General features: G+C 53.6%; 16 protein-coding genes. 11 read left to right on the plus strand and 5 right to left on the minus strand.

Annotated elements, in window-relative coordinates; translation table 11 throughout:
* Positions 1-9 precede the first annotated feature (9 nt).
* From LMED105_RS06545 to LMED105_RS06555, 3 genes are read left to right on the plus strand one after another with little or no spacing between them, the layout of a single operon-like run.
* Complete coding sequence (locus LMED105_RS06545; protein WP_008249516.1) at positions 10-1017, plus strand: ligase-associated DNA damage response exonuclease; 1008 nt, start codon at positions 10-12, stop codon at positions 1015-1017.
* Positions 1014-2762: a cisplatin damage response ATP-dependent DNA ligase gene (locus tag LMED105_RS06550; RefSeq protein ID WP_008249517.1), complete on the plus strand. Its 1749-nt coding sequence runs from the start codon at positions 1014-1016 to the stop codon at positions 2760-2762. The genes LMED105_RS06545 and LMED105_RS06550 overlap by 4 nt, the downstream gene beginning before the upstream one ends.
* Complete coding sequence (locus LMED105_RS06555) at positions 2759-3655, plus strand: DUF429 domain-containing protein (protein ID WP_008249518.1); 897 nt, start codon at positions 2759-2761, stop codon at positions 3653-3655. The genes LMED105_RS06550 and LMED105_RS06555 overlap by 4 nt, the downstream gene beginning before the upstream one ends.
* 1 nt (position 3656) lies before the next feature.
* Here the strand turns inward: LMED105_RS06555 and LMED105_RS16225 are convergent, their stop codons facing one another.
* Together LMED105_RS16225 and LMED105_RS06565 are read right to left on the minus strand one after the other, a co-directional pair.
* Positions 3657-5066 carry an ATP-binding protein gene (locus LMED105_RS16225; RefSeq protein WP_008249519.1) on the minus strand — a complete coding sequence of 470 codons (1410 nt, stop codon included), beginning with the start codon at positions 5064-5066 and terminating at the stop codon, positions 3657-3659.
* Between the two features lie 14 nt (positions 5067-5080).
* Entirely contained in the window at positions 5081-5767 is a 687-nt protein-coding gene (locus LMED105_RS06565) for a response regulator transcription factor (protein ID WP_008249521.1), read from the minus strand.
* Between the two features lie 136 nt (positions 5768-5903).
* Between LMED105_RS06565 and LMED105_RS06570 the strand changes: the two genes are divergently transcribed.
* The 6 genes from LMED105_RS06570 (at position 5904) to LMED105_RS06595 (ending at position 9405) form a co-directional block, all read left to right on the plus strand.
* Entirely contained in the window at positions 5904-6413 is a 510-nt protein-coding gene (locus LMED105_RS06570; RefSeq protein WP_008249523.1) for a Spy/CpxP family protein refolding chaperone, read from the plus strand.
* 96 nt (positions 6414-6509) lie between these two features.
* Positions 6510-7286 carry a hypothetical protein gene (locus tag LMED105_RS06575; RefSeq protein WP_008249524.1) on the plus strand — a complete coding sequence of 259 codons (777 nt, stop codon included), beginning with the start codon at positions 6510-6512 and terminating at the stop codon, positions 7284-7286.
* Positions 7287-7409: 123 nt separating this feature from the next.
* The gene (locus LMED105_RS06580; protein ID WP_008249525.1) at positions 7410-8069 is read left to right on the plus strand and encodes a carbonic anhydrase; all 660 of its coding nucleotides are present in this window, start codon (positions 7410-7412) and stop codon (positions 8067-8069) included.
* Between the two features lie 83 nt (positions 8070-8152).
* Complete coding sequence (locus LMED105_RS06585; protein ID WP_008249526.1) at positions 8153-8365, plus strand: hypothetical protein; 213 nt, start codon at positions 8153-8155, stop codon at positions 8363-8365.
* An 8-nt stretch (positions 8366-8373) separates the two neighbouring features.
* Positions 8374-8796 (plus strand): GNAT family N-acetyltransferase, encoded by a 423-nt coding sequence (locus tag LMED105_RS06590; RefSeq protein WP_008249527.1) that lies wholly within the window; start codon positions 8374-8376, stop codon positions 8794-8796.
* A gap of 15 nt (positions 8797-8811) precedes the next feature.
* Positions 8812-9405, plus strand: a complete 594-nt coding sequence (locus LMED105_RS06595) for a TetR/AcrR family transcriptional regulator (RefSeq protein ID WP_008249528.1) — start codon at positions 8812-8814, stop codon at positions 9403-9405.
* 70 nt (positions 9406-9475) lie between these two features.
* Here the strand turns inward: LMED105_RS06595 and LMED105_RS06600 are convergent, their stop codons facing one another.
* Together LMED105_RS06600 and LMED105_RS06605 are read right to left on the minus strand one after the other, a co-directional pair.
* Complete coding sequence (locus tag LMED105_RS06600) at positions 9476-10237, minus strand: hypothetical protein (RefSeq protein ID WP_156799577.1); 762 nt, start codon at positions 10235-10237, stop codon at positions 9476-9478.
* Positions 10238-10377: 140 nt separating this feature from the next.
* Positions 10378-12159 carry an acyclic terpene utilization AtuA family protein gene (locus LMED105_RS06605; protein WP_008249530.1) on the minus strand — a complete coding sequence of 594 codons (1782 nt, stop codon included), beginning with the start codon at positions 12157-12159 and terminating at the stop codon, positions 10378-10380.
* 164 nt (positions 12160-12323) lie between these two features.
* Here LMED105_RS06605 and LMED105_RS06610 point away from each other — a divergent pair, with 164 nt between their 5' ends.
* Together LMED105_RS06610 and pdeM are read left to right on the plus strand one after the other, a co-directional pair.
* Positions 12324-14975 (plus strand): ligase-associated DNA damage response DEXH box helicase, encoded by a 2652-nt coding sequence (locus LMED105_RS06610; protein WP_156799578.1) that lies wholly within the window; start codon positions 12324-12326, stop codon positions 14973-14975.
* A 34-nt stretch (positions 14976-15009) separates the two neighbouring features.
* Positions 15010-15660 (plus strand): ligase-associated DNA damage response endonuclease PdeM, encoded by a 651-nt coding sequence (pdeM, locus tag LMED105_RS06615; RefSeq protein WP_008249532.1) that lies wholly within the window; start codon positions 15010-15012, stop codon positions 15658-15660.
* A gap of 4 nt (positions 15661-15664) precedes the next feature.
* On the opposite strand, the gene LMED105_RS06620 is transcribed toward pdeM, so the two are convergent.
* A complete protein-coding gene (locus tag LMED105_RS06620) occupies positions 15665-16117 on the minus strand; it encodes a DoxX family protein (RefSeq protein WP_008249533.1) in 453 nt (150 codons plus the stop codon).
* Positions 16118-16338 lie beyond the last annotated feature (221 nt).

Consider the following 16338-nt stretch of genomic DNA (forward strand, 5'->3'; position numbering starts at 1 on the left):
TTGTGCAGTATGGATTTGGTGGTGAGTCGCCCCGAAGGTTTGTATTGCCCACAGGGCGATTTTTACATTGACCCGTGGCGCAAGGTAGACCGCGCAATTATTACCCATGCGCATGCCGACCACGCCCGTGTTGGCCACAATCATTACCTGTGTGCAGCGCCCGGCGAGGGCGTGTTGCGCACGCGCCTGGGCAATATTTCTCTCGACACCTTGCCTTACGGCACAGGTACTGTTCACAACGGCGTCAAGATTTCGCTGCACCCGGCGGGTCATGTGTTGGGGTCCTGTCAAATTCGTCTTGAATACCAAGGCCAGGTGTGGGTGGCCAGTGGCGATTACAAGGTGGCCTCCGATTTAACCTGCGATGCATTCGAACCGGTGAAGTGCCACACCTTCATTACGGAATCTACTTTTGGTTTGCCCATTTACCGCTGGCGCAGCGACGCTGAAATTTATGCGGAGATCAACGCGTGGTGGGCTGCTAATGCAGCGCAAGGCAAAGCCAGCGTGCTTTACGGTTATTCCTTTGGCAAAGCACAACGAATACTGGCGGGTGTTGATTCAAGCATTGGCCCCATTGTATGTCACAGCGCCTGCGAGGGATTGAACAAGGCCTATCGCGACGCGGGCGTGAAGTTGCCAGAAACGTTGACCGTGAGCGAGGTGCTCGACAAATCCATTTACAAAACCTGTCTTGCCATTGCACCGCCAGCTGCCCAGGGTGCCGCCTGGATGAAGCGATTTGGCAATGCGTATTCCGATGCATTTGCATCGGGCTGGATGCAGCTGCGTGGTGGGCGCAGGCGCAGCAATGTGGATCGGGGTTTTGTGATGTCGGACCACGCAGACTGGCCTGGGCTGATGCGTGCCATTGGTGCCACCGGTGCAGAACAAGTAATTGTGACTCACGGCTATGTTCAGGTGATGGTGCGCTGGCTGCAAGAGCAGGGATTGAACGCACGCGCTTTTGTAACCGAGTACGGCGGTGAAGGCGAAGGCGAGGCGCCTGCTGCATGAGACAGTTTGCGGAATTGTTTGCCGAGCTTGATGGCTCCACCTCGACTCTGCACAAAGTGCAGGCCTTGCGGCGTTATTTTGAACATGCGCCTTCTGATGATGCTGCATGGGCGGTTTACTTCCTGTCAGGTGGCAAACCCAAACGCACCGTGCCCACACGCACACTGCGCGAAGTGGCCTTGCAGGTGAGTGGTTTGCCCGATTGGTTGTTTGAAGAAAGTTACCAGGCCGTGGGTGATTTGGCCGAGACCATTGCGCATGTGTTACCGATTACACCTGCGCTTGCCAGCCAGTCGCAGGGCTTGGCCTGGTGGATGCAACACCGTATTTTGCCTCTGCGAAATCTGCCGGATGAAGAACGTATTCCCGCCGTACAAGCGTGCTGGAGTGAACTGACTGCCACGGAGCGTTTTTTGTTCGTAAAACTAGTGGGTGGAGGTTTTCGGGTAGGAGTATCCAAGTTGTTGGTGACCCGCGCATTGTCTGAATTGGCCGGGTTGGATGCCAAACTGGTGGCCACCCGCATGATGGGTTTTGCCGACGCAAGCAATCAACCCACCGCCGAGCAGTTCAGCGCCTTGTTGGCTGCACCAGACGACAGCGACACAGGGCGGGACCCGGGCCGTTTGGGGCAGCCCTTGCCGTTTTTTCTGGCGCATCCTTTGCAGGAGGAACCCGAAAAGCTGGGAGCACTTGAAGACTGGTTGGTGGAATGGAAATACGACGGTATCCGGGCCCAAGTGGTGAAAGAGGGCGGACAGGTGTGGGTGTGGTCGCGCGGTGAAGAGTTGGTGAGTGAGCAGTTTCCCGAGTTGCAGGCCGCATTTGCACACTGGCCTGAAGGCAGTATTCTGGACGGTGAAATTTTAGTTTGGCAAGGCGATGCGCCGGCTGGCTTCAATGCCTTGCAAGGTCGTTTGAACCGCAAAGTGGTCAGCAAAAAATTGATGGCCGATGCACCCGTGGTTTTCTTGGCTTACGACCTGCTGCGTTTCAATGGAATGACTACAGTGGATCAAACCCAGCTTGAACGCAGGGCTGCGCTGGAGGCTTTTCATGCTGAACATTGCGAACACTGCACCGTGAATGAAATGCCCCGTTTGTTGTTGTCGGAACTTGTGAAAGCACCCACTTGGGATAAGTTGAAATTGCTGCGCGAAGAAAGCCGTGCACGGGGTGTGGAAGGTTTCATGTTGAAGCACCGAGATTCCCGCTATGGGGTTGGGCGAACCAAAGCGGATGGCCTGTGGTGGAAATGGAAAATTGATCCGATGACTGTGGACTGCGTGTTGGTGTATGCCCAGCGCGGCCACGGCCGCCGTGCCAGCCTGTACACCGATTACACATTTGCGGTGTGGGAAACACCACCAGCCACGGCAGCGCAAGCGCAAGAAGTGGCGCAGGCCATTGCAAATGGTGAAAAAGTCGAAGACACAGTGGCGCGTGGTTTGCCCCGTTTGGTGCCATTTGCCAAGGCGTATTCTGGCTTGACGGATGAGGAGTTCAAGGAAGTGGATCGCGTGATTCGCAAACACACCGTGGACAAGTTTGGGCCAGTTCGCACGGTGGTGCCAGTGCTGGTTTTCGAACTTGGATTCGAAGCAATTTCCCGCTCCACTCGCCACAAAAGTGGTGTGGCTGTTCGTTTTCCACGTATGCTTCGCATTCGCCATGACAAACCCCTGCATGAAGCCGATCACCTTGCCGTGCTAGAGGCTTTGTTGCCCCCGGAGAATGCAGTTTGAACCCTGAAAACAGTCGCTTGCTGGGCATTGATTTTTCCAGCAGCCCCACCAAGAAAAAACCGATTGCCGTGGCTGTAGGCCAGTGGCAAGGGGCGGTGCTGGCAGTCGATGATTTGCTTTCGCTGACCACGCTGGGCGAGTTTGAAACCTTGCTGAAAGAAGGGCCGCAGGCATTCGGAAAATTCGAGCGTGCAGCTGGGCCGCTGGAACAGTTGGGGTTTGTGGCCGCCATCGACATGCCGTTTGGTTTGTCGCGCAAGCTGGTGGAAGGTTTGAAGTGGCCTGGTGCCGGGCGCACCGACTTCAAGGCTTGGGAAAACCTGATCAACTACTACAGTGCATTAAGCCGCGAGCAAATTCGCGCAACCTTCAAGGCATGGTGTGATGCACGGCCTGCCGGGCACAAGTTTGCGCACCGGGAATGCGACGGCCCTGCTGGTTCTTCACCCTCCATGAAATGGGTAAACCCACCGGTGGCTTACATGTTGCACGCTGGCGCACCGTTGCTGATGAAAACAGGCGTCCACATTCCTGGTATGCAGCGTGGCGACTCCACGCGTGTGGCCTTGGAGGCTTACCCCGGCTACTTGGCCCGCAAGGTACTGAACCGTGCCAGCTACAAAAGTGACGATCCGAAAAAAGACACAGCCGATCGGCGCATGGCTCGCTCAGAATTGCTGTGCGCTTTGGAAGAGGGCATGTTGTTTGGCATCAAGGTGCAAGTGCGCCCCTATTTGCGTGCGCGTTTGCTGGACGATGTCAAAGCCGATCATTTGGATGCGGTGTTGTGTTGTTTGGTGGCGGGCTGGGCCGCCAAGCGGGCAGACTCCAATTTTGGTTTGCCCAAATTGATCGACCCGGTAGAAGGCTGGATTGCGGGTGTAAGCCCTTGATTCAGGTGCCGGGTAATTCAATGGTCACCAGCAAACCGTGCGGTGCAAAGTTGCATGCGCTGAGCTCTCCGTTGGCACGCTGAATCGATTTTTTTGCAATGGCCAAACCCAGGCCATGGCCCGAGTGTTCACCGTGTTTGAAAAATGGTGTGAACAGCTTGGGCAACAATGCGGCGGGTACACCCGGGCCTTGATCCCTGATTTGAATGCGCAGCTTTTTTCCCTGGATAGAACAATCAATGCTCACAGTGGTGCTGACGGGTGTGTGCTTGATCGCGTTGCGAATAATATTGTCGAATGCACCTTGAAGGCTTTCCGCATCGCAGTTCAAATGCCATTGTTTTACCGGGCTGTTGAAAGTTACTTGTTTGTCTTGTTGCTCGGCTTCAAATTGTGCATCGTCCACCACGGCCAGCAGCAATTCAATCACATTGTGCTCGCGGTTGTTTTCCGGGGTTTGCTTGGAGTCCAGTCGGGACAAATTCAACAGTTGCCCAATCAGGTTGTCCAGTCTCTCTGCCTCGGTTTCAATGCGGCTCAAGCTTGTGTCCAGTTGTGCCGGGTTTTGCCGGGCCAAGCCTACGGCCAGGTTCAGGCGTGCCAATGGCGAGCGTAGTTCATGCGACACATCATGCAGCAGGGCTTTTTGTTGCTCAATGCGGGTTTCAATTTCTTCGGCCATGTGGTCGAAGCCGCTGAGTAATTCACCAATTTCATCGCTGCGTTTTTTGCCGGGTGTGTGGCTATTTGAAATACGCACACCCAGCCGCCCTTTGCCTGCTTCTCGAAACGCATTTTTCAAGGTGTTCAGTGGTCTGCTGAACGTATAGGCGAGCACGCCTGCAAACAACAGGCTGGCCAAAAAGGCAGCAAATAGCCCGGCACCCGGTACAGGTGGAAGCGGAGGCTCCAGGGCTTCACGTTGTTTGCGTTTGTCGGCTTGAGAGGATTCAGATTCAACCGTGTTGGCACCGTCCTGGTTTGAGGGTTCTGCATGTCGGCGATTGCGTGGAATGAAAAGAATCCATTCCGATTGATCCTGCGCTGTCACCCTCAAAATACCTTGTTCGGTTGGTTCGTTGTTGGTGAACAGTGCTGAGATTCTTTGCTGAATGTTCTCGGGTACTTCACGGCTTAAAATTTCCTGGCCTTCACTCGACACGGCAAACACCGGGATGGCGTTGCCGGTTCGCTGGCGGTTTCGGTCCAGCAAATGACGCAAGGCATCGGGCCCTTTGCCTTCGAGTACTTCCTGAATGGTTTCCAGCATGAATTGCGCACGCGGGCCTTCAGCAATATCGCTGCTGGCTGGCTTTTCCCGCATCAGGTAAAGCGCAGTGCCCGTGGCTACCGCTGCTGCAATGAGGCACAGCCAAAAACCGAAGAAGAATTTCCAGAACAGCTTGCCCATGTGCCTCGCCCCGGTTAATCGAGGCTGAGCTGATAGCCCTGACCGCGTATGGTGTGCAGGGTCAGCGGCAGTTCGTCGCTGTTCAGGTTCAGCTTGTTGCGCAGGCTACTCAAGTGCACATCAATGCTGCGGTCAAAGCGCTCCAGCGGACGTCCCAAACCCTGTTCACTCAGTGCCGCTTTGCTCACTACCTGGCCTGCATGGCTGGCCAACACCTCCAGAAGGTTGAACTCGGCACTGGTCAATTCCACTTCGGTGCCGTGCAACAGCACCTTTCGCTTGGCCGGTTGTACTTCAAGTGGACCCAGTTGAAGTGCCTGTTTGGGTGCGCTGTTGGAGTCACTGGCACGCCGCAGAATGGCGCGGACACGGGCCACGATTTCGCGAGGCAGACAGGGTTTGGGTACGTAATCGTCAGCACCCAGTTCAAGGCCCACAATGCGGTCAATGTTGTCTCCCCGCGCAGTCAGCATCAGCACGGGGGTGTTGTACTTCAAGCGAATCTGCTTCAGGGTTTCAAGCCCGCTTTGCTGCGGCATCATGACATCGAGCACCACCAACTGGTATTGCTCGTCCGCCAGTTTTTTCAAACCTTCGATTGGGTTGGCGCAATGCTCTGCCTCAAAGCCCTCGCCGCGCAAGTATTCGCACAGCATTTCGCCCAGTTCAATGTCGTCGTCGATGTGAAGTATTTTCGTCATGGCTTCAATATTACTAGGCGCCTTGGGTTGATGCGCAATTGTTTGCAATCGCTTTACCCATCTTTACACAGCCTACATCCTCGTTTACAAGCCGGTTTTGCACAATGCAGTTGTCGATTACACAAGGAGTAGACAAATGAATGTATCCAGACTGACCATCCAGAAAATGATTGCTGTCACTGCAATGGCCATGGCGATTCCCATGAGTGCGTACGCAGGTCATCACGAGGAAGGTGGCAAAAAGCAGCATTCGGAAATGCGTCACCATCACAAGCATGGTGGCATGGGCATGTTGAAACAGCTTGATTTGACCGAGGCGCAACAGGCGCAGGTGAAACAGATTATGGACAAGCAAAGGACCGAGATGAAAACAGCCATGAGCGATCGCCGTGCACACCGCGAAGAAATGAAGTCGATTGTGGAGCAAGACACTTTTGATGCCGCCAAAGCGGAGCGCCTGATTGCCCAGCAACAGGAACAGGAGCGTGCCACCAAATTGAGCATGCTGCGCACCCAGCACGAGATCTACAAAGTACTGACACCCGAGCAGCGTGAGAAGGCCAAAGTGATTCGCGCGGAATGGAAAGAGAAAATGAAGGACCGTTACAACAAACGCAAAGCTGACAATGCAAGCAATGCCATGTAATACCTGAATTTTGTAGGTACTTTCCCAACCACCTTTTGAAGTATTCCAGCAGCTGTGCTTTTGCCCCTATACTGTTTCAAAAAAAGGAGACAGTTAATGGGGCAATCTTTTATTCGACTCGCATTGGCCTGCACTTTGACAGCAGCCAGCACAGCAGCAATCGCAGCCCCTCCGGGCTTGTTGATGACTTACAGCTTCGACAGTTTGTCGGGCAAGTTTGGTCAAGCACAGGAAATCAAGGCCAGGTCTTTCACCCTGGGTGCAACCCTGGTGGGCGAGGGGTACCGCGCCTCCTTGTTTGTACCTTACATTTCACTGGAAGGCCCAGGTACTCTGGTGGCTGGCACTGTGACTGGTACCAATGGACCGGCACGGCGCAGTGAGCAGGGCCTTGGTGATATGGTGGCCACGTATACCACCGACATTATCGGCGGCATTCAAACCAAGGGCTTTGCCATGTCGGCAACTGGCTTGGTGAAAATTGCCAGCGGCAATGAAGACCGGGGGCTTGGAACCGGCAAAACCGACTATGGTATTCAGACCGACCTTGCTTACCGTTTCAATAATGGTTTTGGCCTGACTGCCGTGTTGGGGCGCCAGTACTATGGCGACACACCTGAACTGCCCTTGCTCAACGGCAATTACAGCACCGTGGGTGTGAATTTCCCCTTGGGCGATTCTTTGTTCATTAACCTGACCACCTCCCAGCGCGATGAACTGCTGGCCGGCACCGAGAAGCGCAAGGAGCGGGCAATTTCAGCCGTCTACGCACTGGACACGACGTCTGCCTTGCAGTTTGGTTATACCAAAGGCCGCAGCACAGCCAGCCCCGACGATGTTCTGTCGGTCAGCTACGTGTCACAGGTCGAGTAAAACCTGCTCTTCATTTTCTGCCAACAACGGGGTGACGCAAAAGTGTCACCTCGGGCTCCCCCCAATGTTAAAGCATGCTGCGCTGCAGTAAAATGCAGGTCTTGATTCCAACAGGCGAACAACGTGTCCAAAGACCTTTCACACCTTCTTGATGCCAACCAAACTTGGGCCGCTGCTCAAGTGGACAAAGACCCTGAGTTTTTCAAACGCCTGGAGAATCAGCAATCTCCGGAGTACTTCTGGATTGGTTGCTCTGACAGTCGCGTACCCGCCAACACCATTGTGAATTTGCAACCCGGCGAGGTGTTTGTACACCGCAACGTGGCGAACCAGGTGTTTCATGGCGACTTGAATGGCCAGTCAGCCACCCAGTTCGCTGTCGAGTTTTTGAAGGTGAAACACATTATTGTGTGTGGTCACTATGGCTGTTCTGGCGTGCGCATGGCCATGCGAGGCGACAGGGTGGGTTTGGCAGACGCTTGGGTTCGCCCCATTCACCAGTTGGCACGCAGGCACGGGCTGGTAACCTGCGACGCAGCCTTGGAGCAAAAGTGCCATGACCAACTCTGCGAACTGAATGTGATTGAGCAAGTAAAACACTTGTGCGAAAGCACCTTGATTGAGGATGCTTGGGAGCGCGGACAAGACCTCACGGTGCATGGCTGGTTGTATAGCCTGAAAGACGGCATTGTGCGAAATCTTCAAATTTCCATCTCGGATCCCAAGGATCTCGACAAGATTTACACTGATGCAGTGGCAGCATTGAAAAAGCGTTACAGCTGATCGATTCTTGGTCTAGAATGAGGAAATAATTCAAGCGTTTGTTTGAATTGTGGGTTCATTTAAAATTCTAGGAGACGATTTACATGGCTTTTTCTACCCAATCCAAACTGGGCGATTTGCTGGACAACCCAGAGACCGCAGCGATTTTGGAAAAACACATGCCCGGCATTTCCACACATCCACAAATTGGTATGGGCAAAGGTTTCCCCTTGGCCGTTGTTGCCAATTTTTCCGGTGGTTTGATTACCCAGGAAATGCTGGAAGCAGTTGACGCTGAATTCGCTGCATTGGGCTGATCGATTCGTTGATTCGGATTGACTGTTCCAGTTGGTTGATCAACGGCGAGTGGGCCAGTTCCATTCGCCGTTCTGTTTTTGTCGAAGAACAGGGTATTGATGAATCCGAAGAATGGGATGAACACGATTCGGTTTCAACACATGTGCTGGCCTGGCTAGGCGATAGGTCAGTGGGAACCGCCAGGCTGTTGCCCGAAGGAAAAATTGGCAGAATGGCCGTGCTCCCCGAATTCAGAAGCCGGGGAATCGGCAGTGCCATGTTGATGGCATTGCTGGCGGTTGCCAAAGAAAAAAATTTGCCGCGCGTGCGCTTGAGTGCGCAACAGCAGGCGATCGAATTTTACAGTCGACATGGTTTTGCGCCGTGTGGAGATGCCCACATGGAGGTGGGTATTCCCCACCAGTGGATGGTGCTGGACCTGACAACATAAAAAAAGGACTGGGTTGTGGCTAGAGTACTGAAAGAACAAAAACATGATGATGGAAGGCGTGGCGACATTGTTCGCGCAGCCGCCAAGCTTTTTCGTGACAAGGGTTACGATGGCGCCAGCATGCGGGCGATTGCCAATGCAGTGGGCATGCAATGTGGCAGCCCTTTTTATCATTTTGCCAGCAAGCAAGACATTCTGGTGGCGGTGGTTGAGGAAGGCTTGCGCCAGGGGCTTGAGAAAACGCGCGCTGTTGTCAAACCCAATTTACCGGCAGATGTGCAGTTTCGCGCTTTGGTGAAAGTGCACCTCAGCATCATTCTTGAAGACGGAAACGACTTCATTCCAGTGATGCTTTACAACTGGCGTTGCCTGGACGAGGTACATCAACGCAGACTGATTGCCACCAAAGATGAATATGATGCAATTTGGCAAAATGCGGTCAATGGTTTGCACAATGCGGGTTTTCTGGGTGGGGACACCAAGTTTGCGCGCTTGATGGTGTTGGGTGCCATGAACTTCATGGTGACTTGGTACAAGCCCAAGAAAGGCGACAATCTGGATACGCTTTCTGACAAAGTGGTTGCCTTTTTTCTGTCTCAACACGCCTGAAGTTTGCCAATGAGAAAAAGCCCTTGCTTGCGTTTAAGCAGCAAGGGCTTTTTTATTGCAGGGCTTGCGATTAACGCAACAAGCCTGTCAGTGACGCTGGGCGTGAAGCAATCACGTTCTGAATCAGGCTTGAGGTCATGGCGGTAATGGCACCCAACTGACCGGCATTCATCATGCTGGCTGTTGCGCTCAAATTGCCGGCCAGGTTGGCAGTGGCCAAGCCTGTAATGTCCAGTGAACCTGTGCTTGCCATGTCTGCGGCCAGGTTTGCACCAGAGGTCATGTTGGCCACGTTTTGCACGGTGCCCAATACACCACCAGTCACACCTTCAACCACAGTACCTGCTGTTTGATACACGCCGTCAACGGTGTTAAGTACCTGGCCCAACTGCTCGCCGCTCAAATTAACTGTGGCGCTCAAGCTGGCATTGGCACTTGCCATGGCTTGGCCTGCGTTGTCCTGGCCAGCTTCGGCCGACTCACCCACGTTGTCACCGGTCGCAGCGGTTTGGTCGCCAGCTTCGGGTTGTTCCATCTCCGGGGCTTCAGCAGTAGGTGCAGGTTCGTTGGTGGGTGCTGGTTCAGCCACGGGTGTTGGTTGTGGAGCTGCTTCTGGGGCAGGCTGGGCTGCTGGTGGTTGCTGGCGCTGAAACAGGCTTACCTTGATTTCGCCTTGTGCCTGACCTTGAGCAGACGCTTGCTGACCTGAATGTGCAGCAGCGAACAAAGCGCCCCAGCCATTCAAGGTAGCAATGTCAGAAGCCTGAGCTGTCATGGGCATTGCGAAAGAGGAAGCGATAGCTGCAACGATTGCGATCTGTTTGACTTGCATGGTGTTCTCCTGTGTGTTGGGTGTAGTAGGCGCTCTCTGGATCTCGCCTCACACTTTCACTAACGGAGACACCGTGTAGGAAAAAGATAACTAGCTAGGGGGTCCGCCCAACGTGGTGTACCCCTTCAAACAGGTGAAGATTATTCGGTTATTTTCATGTTTAGCAGCACTTGGGCCATGCCTTTACCCAGTGGATCATTTCTCATCGAGGTCATTCCTCCGCCGTCCAGCGCTTCTTTCATAACGAGATTAAAAGCTTGAACTTGAGGTAGCTCGAAAGTGTGAATCTCGCCTTTCACCAAATGCGCCAGGTAGTTTTTTACATTCTCGGGGCGCAGCAAATGCTGCAGCAAAGCCCAATATTCAGGCTTTCGGGCCACAATACCCACGTTGCTGGTGTCGCCTTTGTCGCCGCTGCGACCGTGTGCGATTTCAATCAAGGGTTTGCCCAATAGCTCGCGGGGCACTGTGACTTTTTCAAATGACCTTTCAGTAATCGGGTGCGTTTCAACGCGTGCTTTGGGGTGTTCCGGCTCCAGGTATTGAACAGGCTCGCCGCCTACTTGAACCACAGCGGTTTGCATGTGTTTGGGCACAAAGCAGCTGAACATCTTCACCAGGGGCGTTACATTGGGGCGTCCCATGCCAAAGTTTCCGCTCGTGCCTGGTGCATAGCTGGTACCAGCTGGCGCAATTTCGCGGGAGAAAATTGCAGCGGCCTTCTTGTCGCTGTGTGTAATTGCGATGCGCATCATGGCCTCGTGGCCCAACTGCACTTGGGCATGCGGGCCCAAATCGGTTTCGCTGCCAATAATTTCGATGGACGTGCGCGTGTAGTCTGCCAAACCCTGGCGCTTGAACATGGCGCGCGTGCGTTCCAGAATGGCTTCGCCTGTACGCCTTGCCTTGGCATGTGCATCAAACCCCACGATCGACAGCATGCCAATGCACCGAAATCCTTCGGGATAAGTAGCGCATACTTTGTACAAGTCGCTGGGGGCTTTGCCAGTGGCTCCATAAATCCGTACCCGGTTTGAACCGGTTTCTTCAATGTTCACTGTGGTGAAATCGCACACCACATCGGGCAGCGCATAGTTGGCCGGATCATGAATTTCGTAAAGCAATTGCTCTGTGGCTACGGCTTTGTTCACCAAGCCACCAGTGCCTTCTGGTTTGCTTAATTCAAAGCTGCCATCGGCAGAAACTTCAACAATCGGGTAACCAATGTTGGCCCAGTCGGGCACTTGTTGCCAGTCTGTGAAAAGTCCGCCGGTGGCTTGGGCTCCGCACTCTACGATGTGGCCGGCCAGGCTCCCTTGGGCAAGCGGGTTCAAGTCAGTGGTTTGCCACTTGAATTCATGCACCAGTGCGCCCAACACCATCGCGCTGTCGACCACACGGCCGGTAATCACAATGTCAGCACCCGCATCCAGCGCTGCAGCAATTGGAAACGCACCCAGGTAGGCATTGGCTGTGAGAAAAAACGGCGGTGCTGCCTGATTCGAATGTTGGTCTCTCAACTCAACGCCATCTTTGCGCAGCTGGCCCAGTGTGCCAGTCGCATCATCTCCGCTGACCACACCAATCCGAATCGTGTGACCCGCTTCCGTCATGGCTTGCTGCAAGGCCGCCGCACAGCCTGCGGGGTTGAGTCCGCCGGCATTCGCAATAATCCTGATGCCTTTGGATTTGGCCACGGGCAAGGCCTTCTTCATCAGATCAATGAAGTCCAGTGCATAACCATGCTCCGGGTTTTTCATGCGCATGCCAGCCATAATGGCCAAAGTAAGCTCGGCGAGGTAATCGTAGGTGATGTATTGAATCCCCGGGACCTTCAGCAGTTGCTCGGTACCCTGGCTACTGTCGCCCCAAAAGCCGCAGGCGCCGCCGATTTTGATGGTGTTTGGGGTTGGCATGCTCATGGTCACTTGTCGATGGTATTGGGAGGTCCATCATAACAAAGCCACTTGCAATAAATCAAACGATCGTTTGAATTATTCAAATTGCAGACCACTTCTCAACCCGCGTATCTTATCGCGTAGGCAGCATGGCACAATCGAACATCGATTTAACTTTGCAGTACACCATGTCTGAATTTCGAGGCATTCCACCCGGTCCCAATGTGGGCACCCAACTCAAGGCCTTGCGTCGCAAGAAGAAAGCTGGAGAAAAAGCAAGTCAGCAAGCCTTGATTCAGTCGGAAATTCAATCCAGCAGCGCAGTGGCCAACAATGCTGAATTGACCATGCCACCGTTGCGAGAACTGAACCTTGAGCGCGTGAAGGCCTGGTTCCATGCACAAGGCTGGGAGCCTTTTGATTATCAGCTCCAGGTGTGGAATGCCTTCCAGAAAGGGCACAGTGGTTTACTGCATGCCACTACCGGTGCAGGTAAAACCCTGGCAGTGTGGCTGGGTGCCTTGTTAAGACTGGCGCAGACTCCAGCGCCGCGGGGCGCAGCAACACGTGTCATGTGGATAACGCCCATGCGTGCCTTGGCTGCAGACAGCACCAAGGCTTTGCAAAAATCGCTTTCCGCATTGGCGGGCGATTGCGACGTGGCCCTGCAAACCGGTGACACCGATTCAGCTGCGCGAGCGGCCATTTTGCGCAAACCACCTTTTGCATTGGTCACGACGCCTGAAAGCCTGACCCTGATGTTCACACGCGCCAGTAGCCAACCCAATTTAAGCAAGCTGCAAGTGTTGGTCGTTGATGAATGGCACGAGCTGATCGGTAACAAACGTGGCGTGCAACTGCAGCTGGCCATCGCGCGCCTGGCGCGTATTAACCCCGGCTTGCAGGTGTGGGGTTTAAGTGCCACCTTGGGTAATTTGCAGGTGGCCATGGATGTGCTGTTGCACCCAGTGAAAAACCACAGCAAGTCCACTTTGGTTCAAGGCAAGTTACCCAAACAGTTGATGATCGATAGCCTGATTCCAGACACCTTTGAGCGTTTTCCATGGGGTGGGCATTTGGGCCTGAATCAGCTTGAGTTTGTGGCGCGCGAAATTGACCAGTCTGCATCTACCCTGGTCTTCACCAATACGCGTTCCCAAGCCGAAATTTGGTATCAGGCTTTGCTCGAAGCTCGGCCCGACTACGCCGGTTTACTGGCTTTACACCATGGCTCGCTGGACAAAACCGTGCGCGACTGGGTTGAACAGGGTTTGAAAAGCGGCAGTTTGAAGGCGGTGGTGTGCACCTCGTCACTTGATTTGGGTGTCGATTTTTTGCCCGTAGAACGCGTAATTCAAATTGGTTCGCCCAAAGGTGTTGCCCGTCTGCTTCAACGTGCAGGCCGTTCTGGCCACGCACCCGGCAGACCCTCCCGAATTACCGTGGTACCCACCCATGCACTTGAGCTTGTTGAGGCCGCCGCGGCCCGCCATGCGGCTCAACTAAAACAGATCGAATCGCGCTTTAGCCCGCAGGCACCGCTGGACGTGTTGGTGCAGCACTTGGTTACCGTGGCCATGGGCACGGGATTCAAGCCTGATGAATTGTTTGCTGAAGTTCGCACCACGATTGCCTATGAAAATTTGAGTCGTACCCAGTTCGATTGGGCTTTGATATTTGTAGAAAAGGGTGGTGAAAGCCTGGCTGCCTATCCGGACTATCAAAGGGTGGCCGCTGATGAAGAAGGCATTTACCGAGTGCCGCGGCGTGATATTGCGCGCAGGCATGCCATGTCGGTGGGCACCATTGTCTCCGATGCGGCCATGCACGTGGCGTGGATGACTGGTGGTCGCCTTGGTACCATTGAGGAGGGGTTTATTGCACGCCTGAAAACCGGCGATTGTTTTAGTTTCGCAGGCCGTGTGCTTGAATTGGTGAAGGTGCGTGACATGACCGCCTATGTGCGCAAAGCCAATCGCAAAAAGGCCACGGTGCCGCAGTGGCAGGGCGGTAAAATGCCCTTGAGCAGCGAACTTGCCCATGCATCGCTGCAAATGCTGGAGTTGGCACACCAGTCCATTTCTTCTGGAAAAAAGATCGCCTTGCCGGAATTGCACGCGCTGGAAAGTTTGCTGGCTTTGCAAATGCGCTGGAGTGCTTTGCCCAACACGGGCAATCTGCTGATCGAAGAGATGCACAGCAAAGAAGGTCACCATCTGTTTGTATATCCATTTGAGGGACGCACAGTGCACATTGGCTTGGCCAGCCTTCTGGCGTGGCGCGCTTCGCGCAATAAACCAGGCACGTTTTCCATTGCCATGAATGATTATGGGTTTGAGTTGTTGAGCGCCGAGCCTGTGAACTGGCATGAATGGGTAGCGGGCGACCTTGCCCAGGCCCCTTTGTTTTCAACAGACCATCTTTTTGAAGATGTGCTGGCCTGTTTGAATGCTTCCGAACTTGCCCAGCGACGTTTTCGAGAAATTGCGAGAATTGCTGGACTGGTTTTTCAGGGCTACCCCGGGGCCGGAAAAAGTGCGAAGCAATTACAAGCCTCCAGCGGCTTGTTTTTTGAGGTGTTCAAAAAGCACGATCAACAAAACTTGTTGCTCGATCAGGCCCAGCGTGAGGCGCTTGAACAAGAACTTGATTTGAAGCGGATGGAGTCTGCTCTTCGTGCAATTCAGTGCAAAACGCTGGCTTTTAAATTGATTGATCGCCCCACACCCTTTGCGTTTCCACTGCTGATTGAGCGATTGCGCGAAACTGTCAGTACTGAAAAACTAAGTGACCGGGTGGCGCGCATGGTGGCTGAGTTGGAGAAAGCTGCTCAGGCCTAAAAGATTAAAAACTACGACTCAGGTTATTTTCACCGTGCATTTGTTGTCAGCAAATTATTCGACTCATTCAATTGAAACACCTTTTGGTGCGCTTCAGCTGTCGCACCACAAAGTGGTGTTTTCGCCAGCGCATCAAGCCATGTTTGTTGCTGATATTCACTTGGGCAAGGCAGCAACATTTCGAAGCCTTGGTGTGCCTGTGCCGGCCGGCACTACGCAGGAGAACCTGGATAAGCTTTCAGGATGCATTGCAGAATTCAAACCGCTTTCGGTTTATTTTCTGGGCGATTTGCTGCACGCCAAGGCAGCGCACAACGCAGAGTTACTGGAAAAGTTGCAGCAATGGCGCCAGCAGCACAGCAATATTCAAATGACCTTGATTCGAGGCAACCACGACAGCAAGGCGGGCGATCCACCTGTAAGTTTGAACATTGCCGTGGTCGAAGAGCCTTTCATGTTGGGTGGTTTTGCTTTGTGCCATCACCCGCAAACAGTGCCCAGCGCTTTGGTATTGGCCGGGCATGAGCACCCCGTGGTGGTGTTAAACGGCAAGGGTAGAAGCCGAGCCCGGTTGCCATGCTTCTACCTGAAAACAGACCAGCTCATCTTGCCTTCATTTGGTGCTTTCACCGGCGGGTATTCAGTGAATCCCCAGGCCGGTGAAGCAGTATTTCCAGTGGTCTGAAACTTTACTTGCCTTTGTTCAAACCCAGCGCGCCGCCGCCCAAGGCCACAATCATCAGCAGGCCACCCGCCACACTGATATTTTTCATGAACATCAGTTGCTGCACATAGGCTTGTTCAGCAGGCATGGCCCAGTAGTTGTGAAACAGCACCGAGGCCGCCAAGGTGAAGCCAGCCAGCAGCAACGCTGCAATTCTTACCTGGAAGCCGACGATCAAGGCCAGCCCCGCGCCAATTTCAACCGCAATGGTCAGCATAGTAAGTACTTCTGGAAAAGGCAGACCCACAGAACCGATGTACCCGGCCGTGCCTTCAAATCCCCCAATCTTGTCGAATCCAGCCAGAACAAACATGGCGGCCAATAGAACCCGGCCAATCAGGGCGATGGTGGGGGCTGAGGTATTCAAGGCGTTGTCCAGCACATTGGTACCTGCGTGTGTTGTGTTTGCTGTAGTCATTTCAATTCTCCGTAGTGGGTTGGCGATTCACTGAATCGATGGGTGAATCATGCGCGCCCAAGCGGACTAAATCGAGCAGGGGTTTTTGCACTGTTTATTCAAATTATTTGAACAATAAAATCGCGTTTGTATTACCCTAGAGTAAATTCTCTAACCTGGCCCATTCCCTTTTTCCTGAAGAAATAGCGTACACTCATAAAAAAACGAACGTTCGGTCTATT

Source organism: Limnobacter sp. MED105 (assembly GCF_000170915.1).
Classification (GTDB): Bacteria; Pseudomonadota; Gammaproteobacteria; order Burkholderiales; family Burkholderiaceae_B; genus Limnobacter.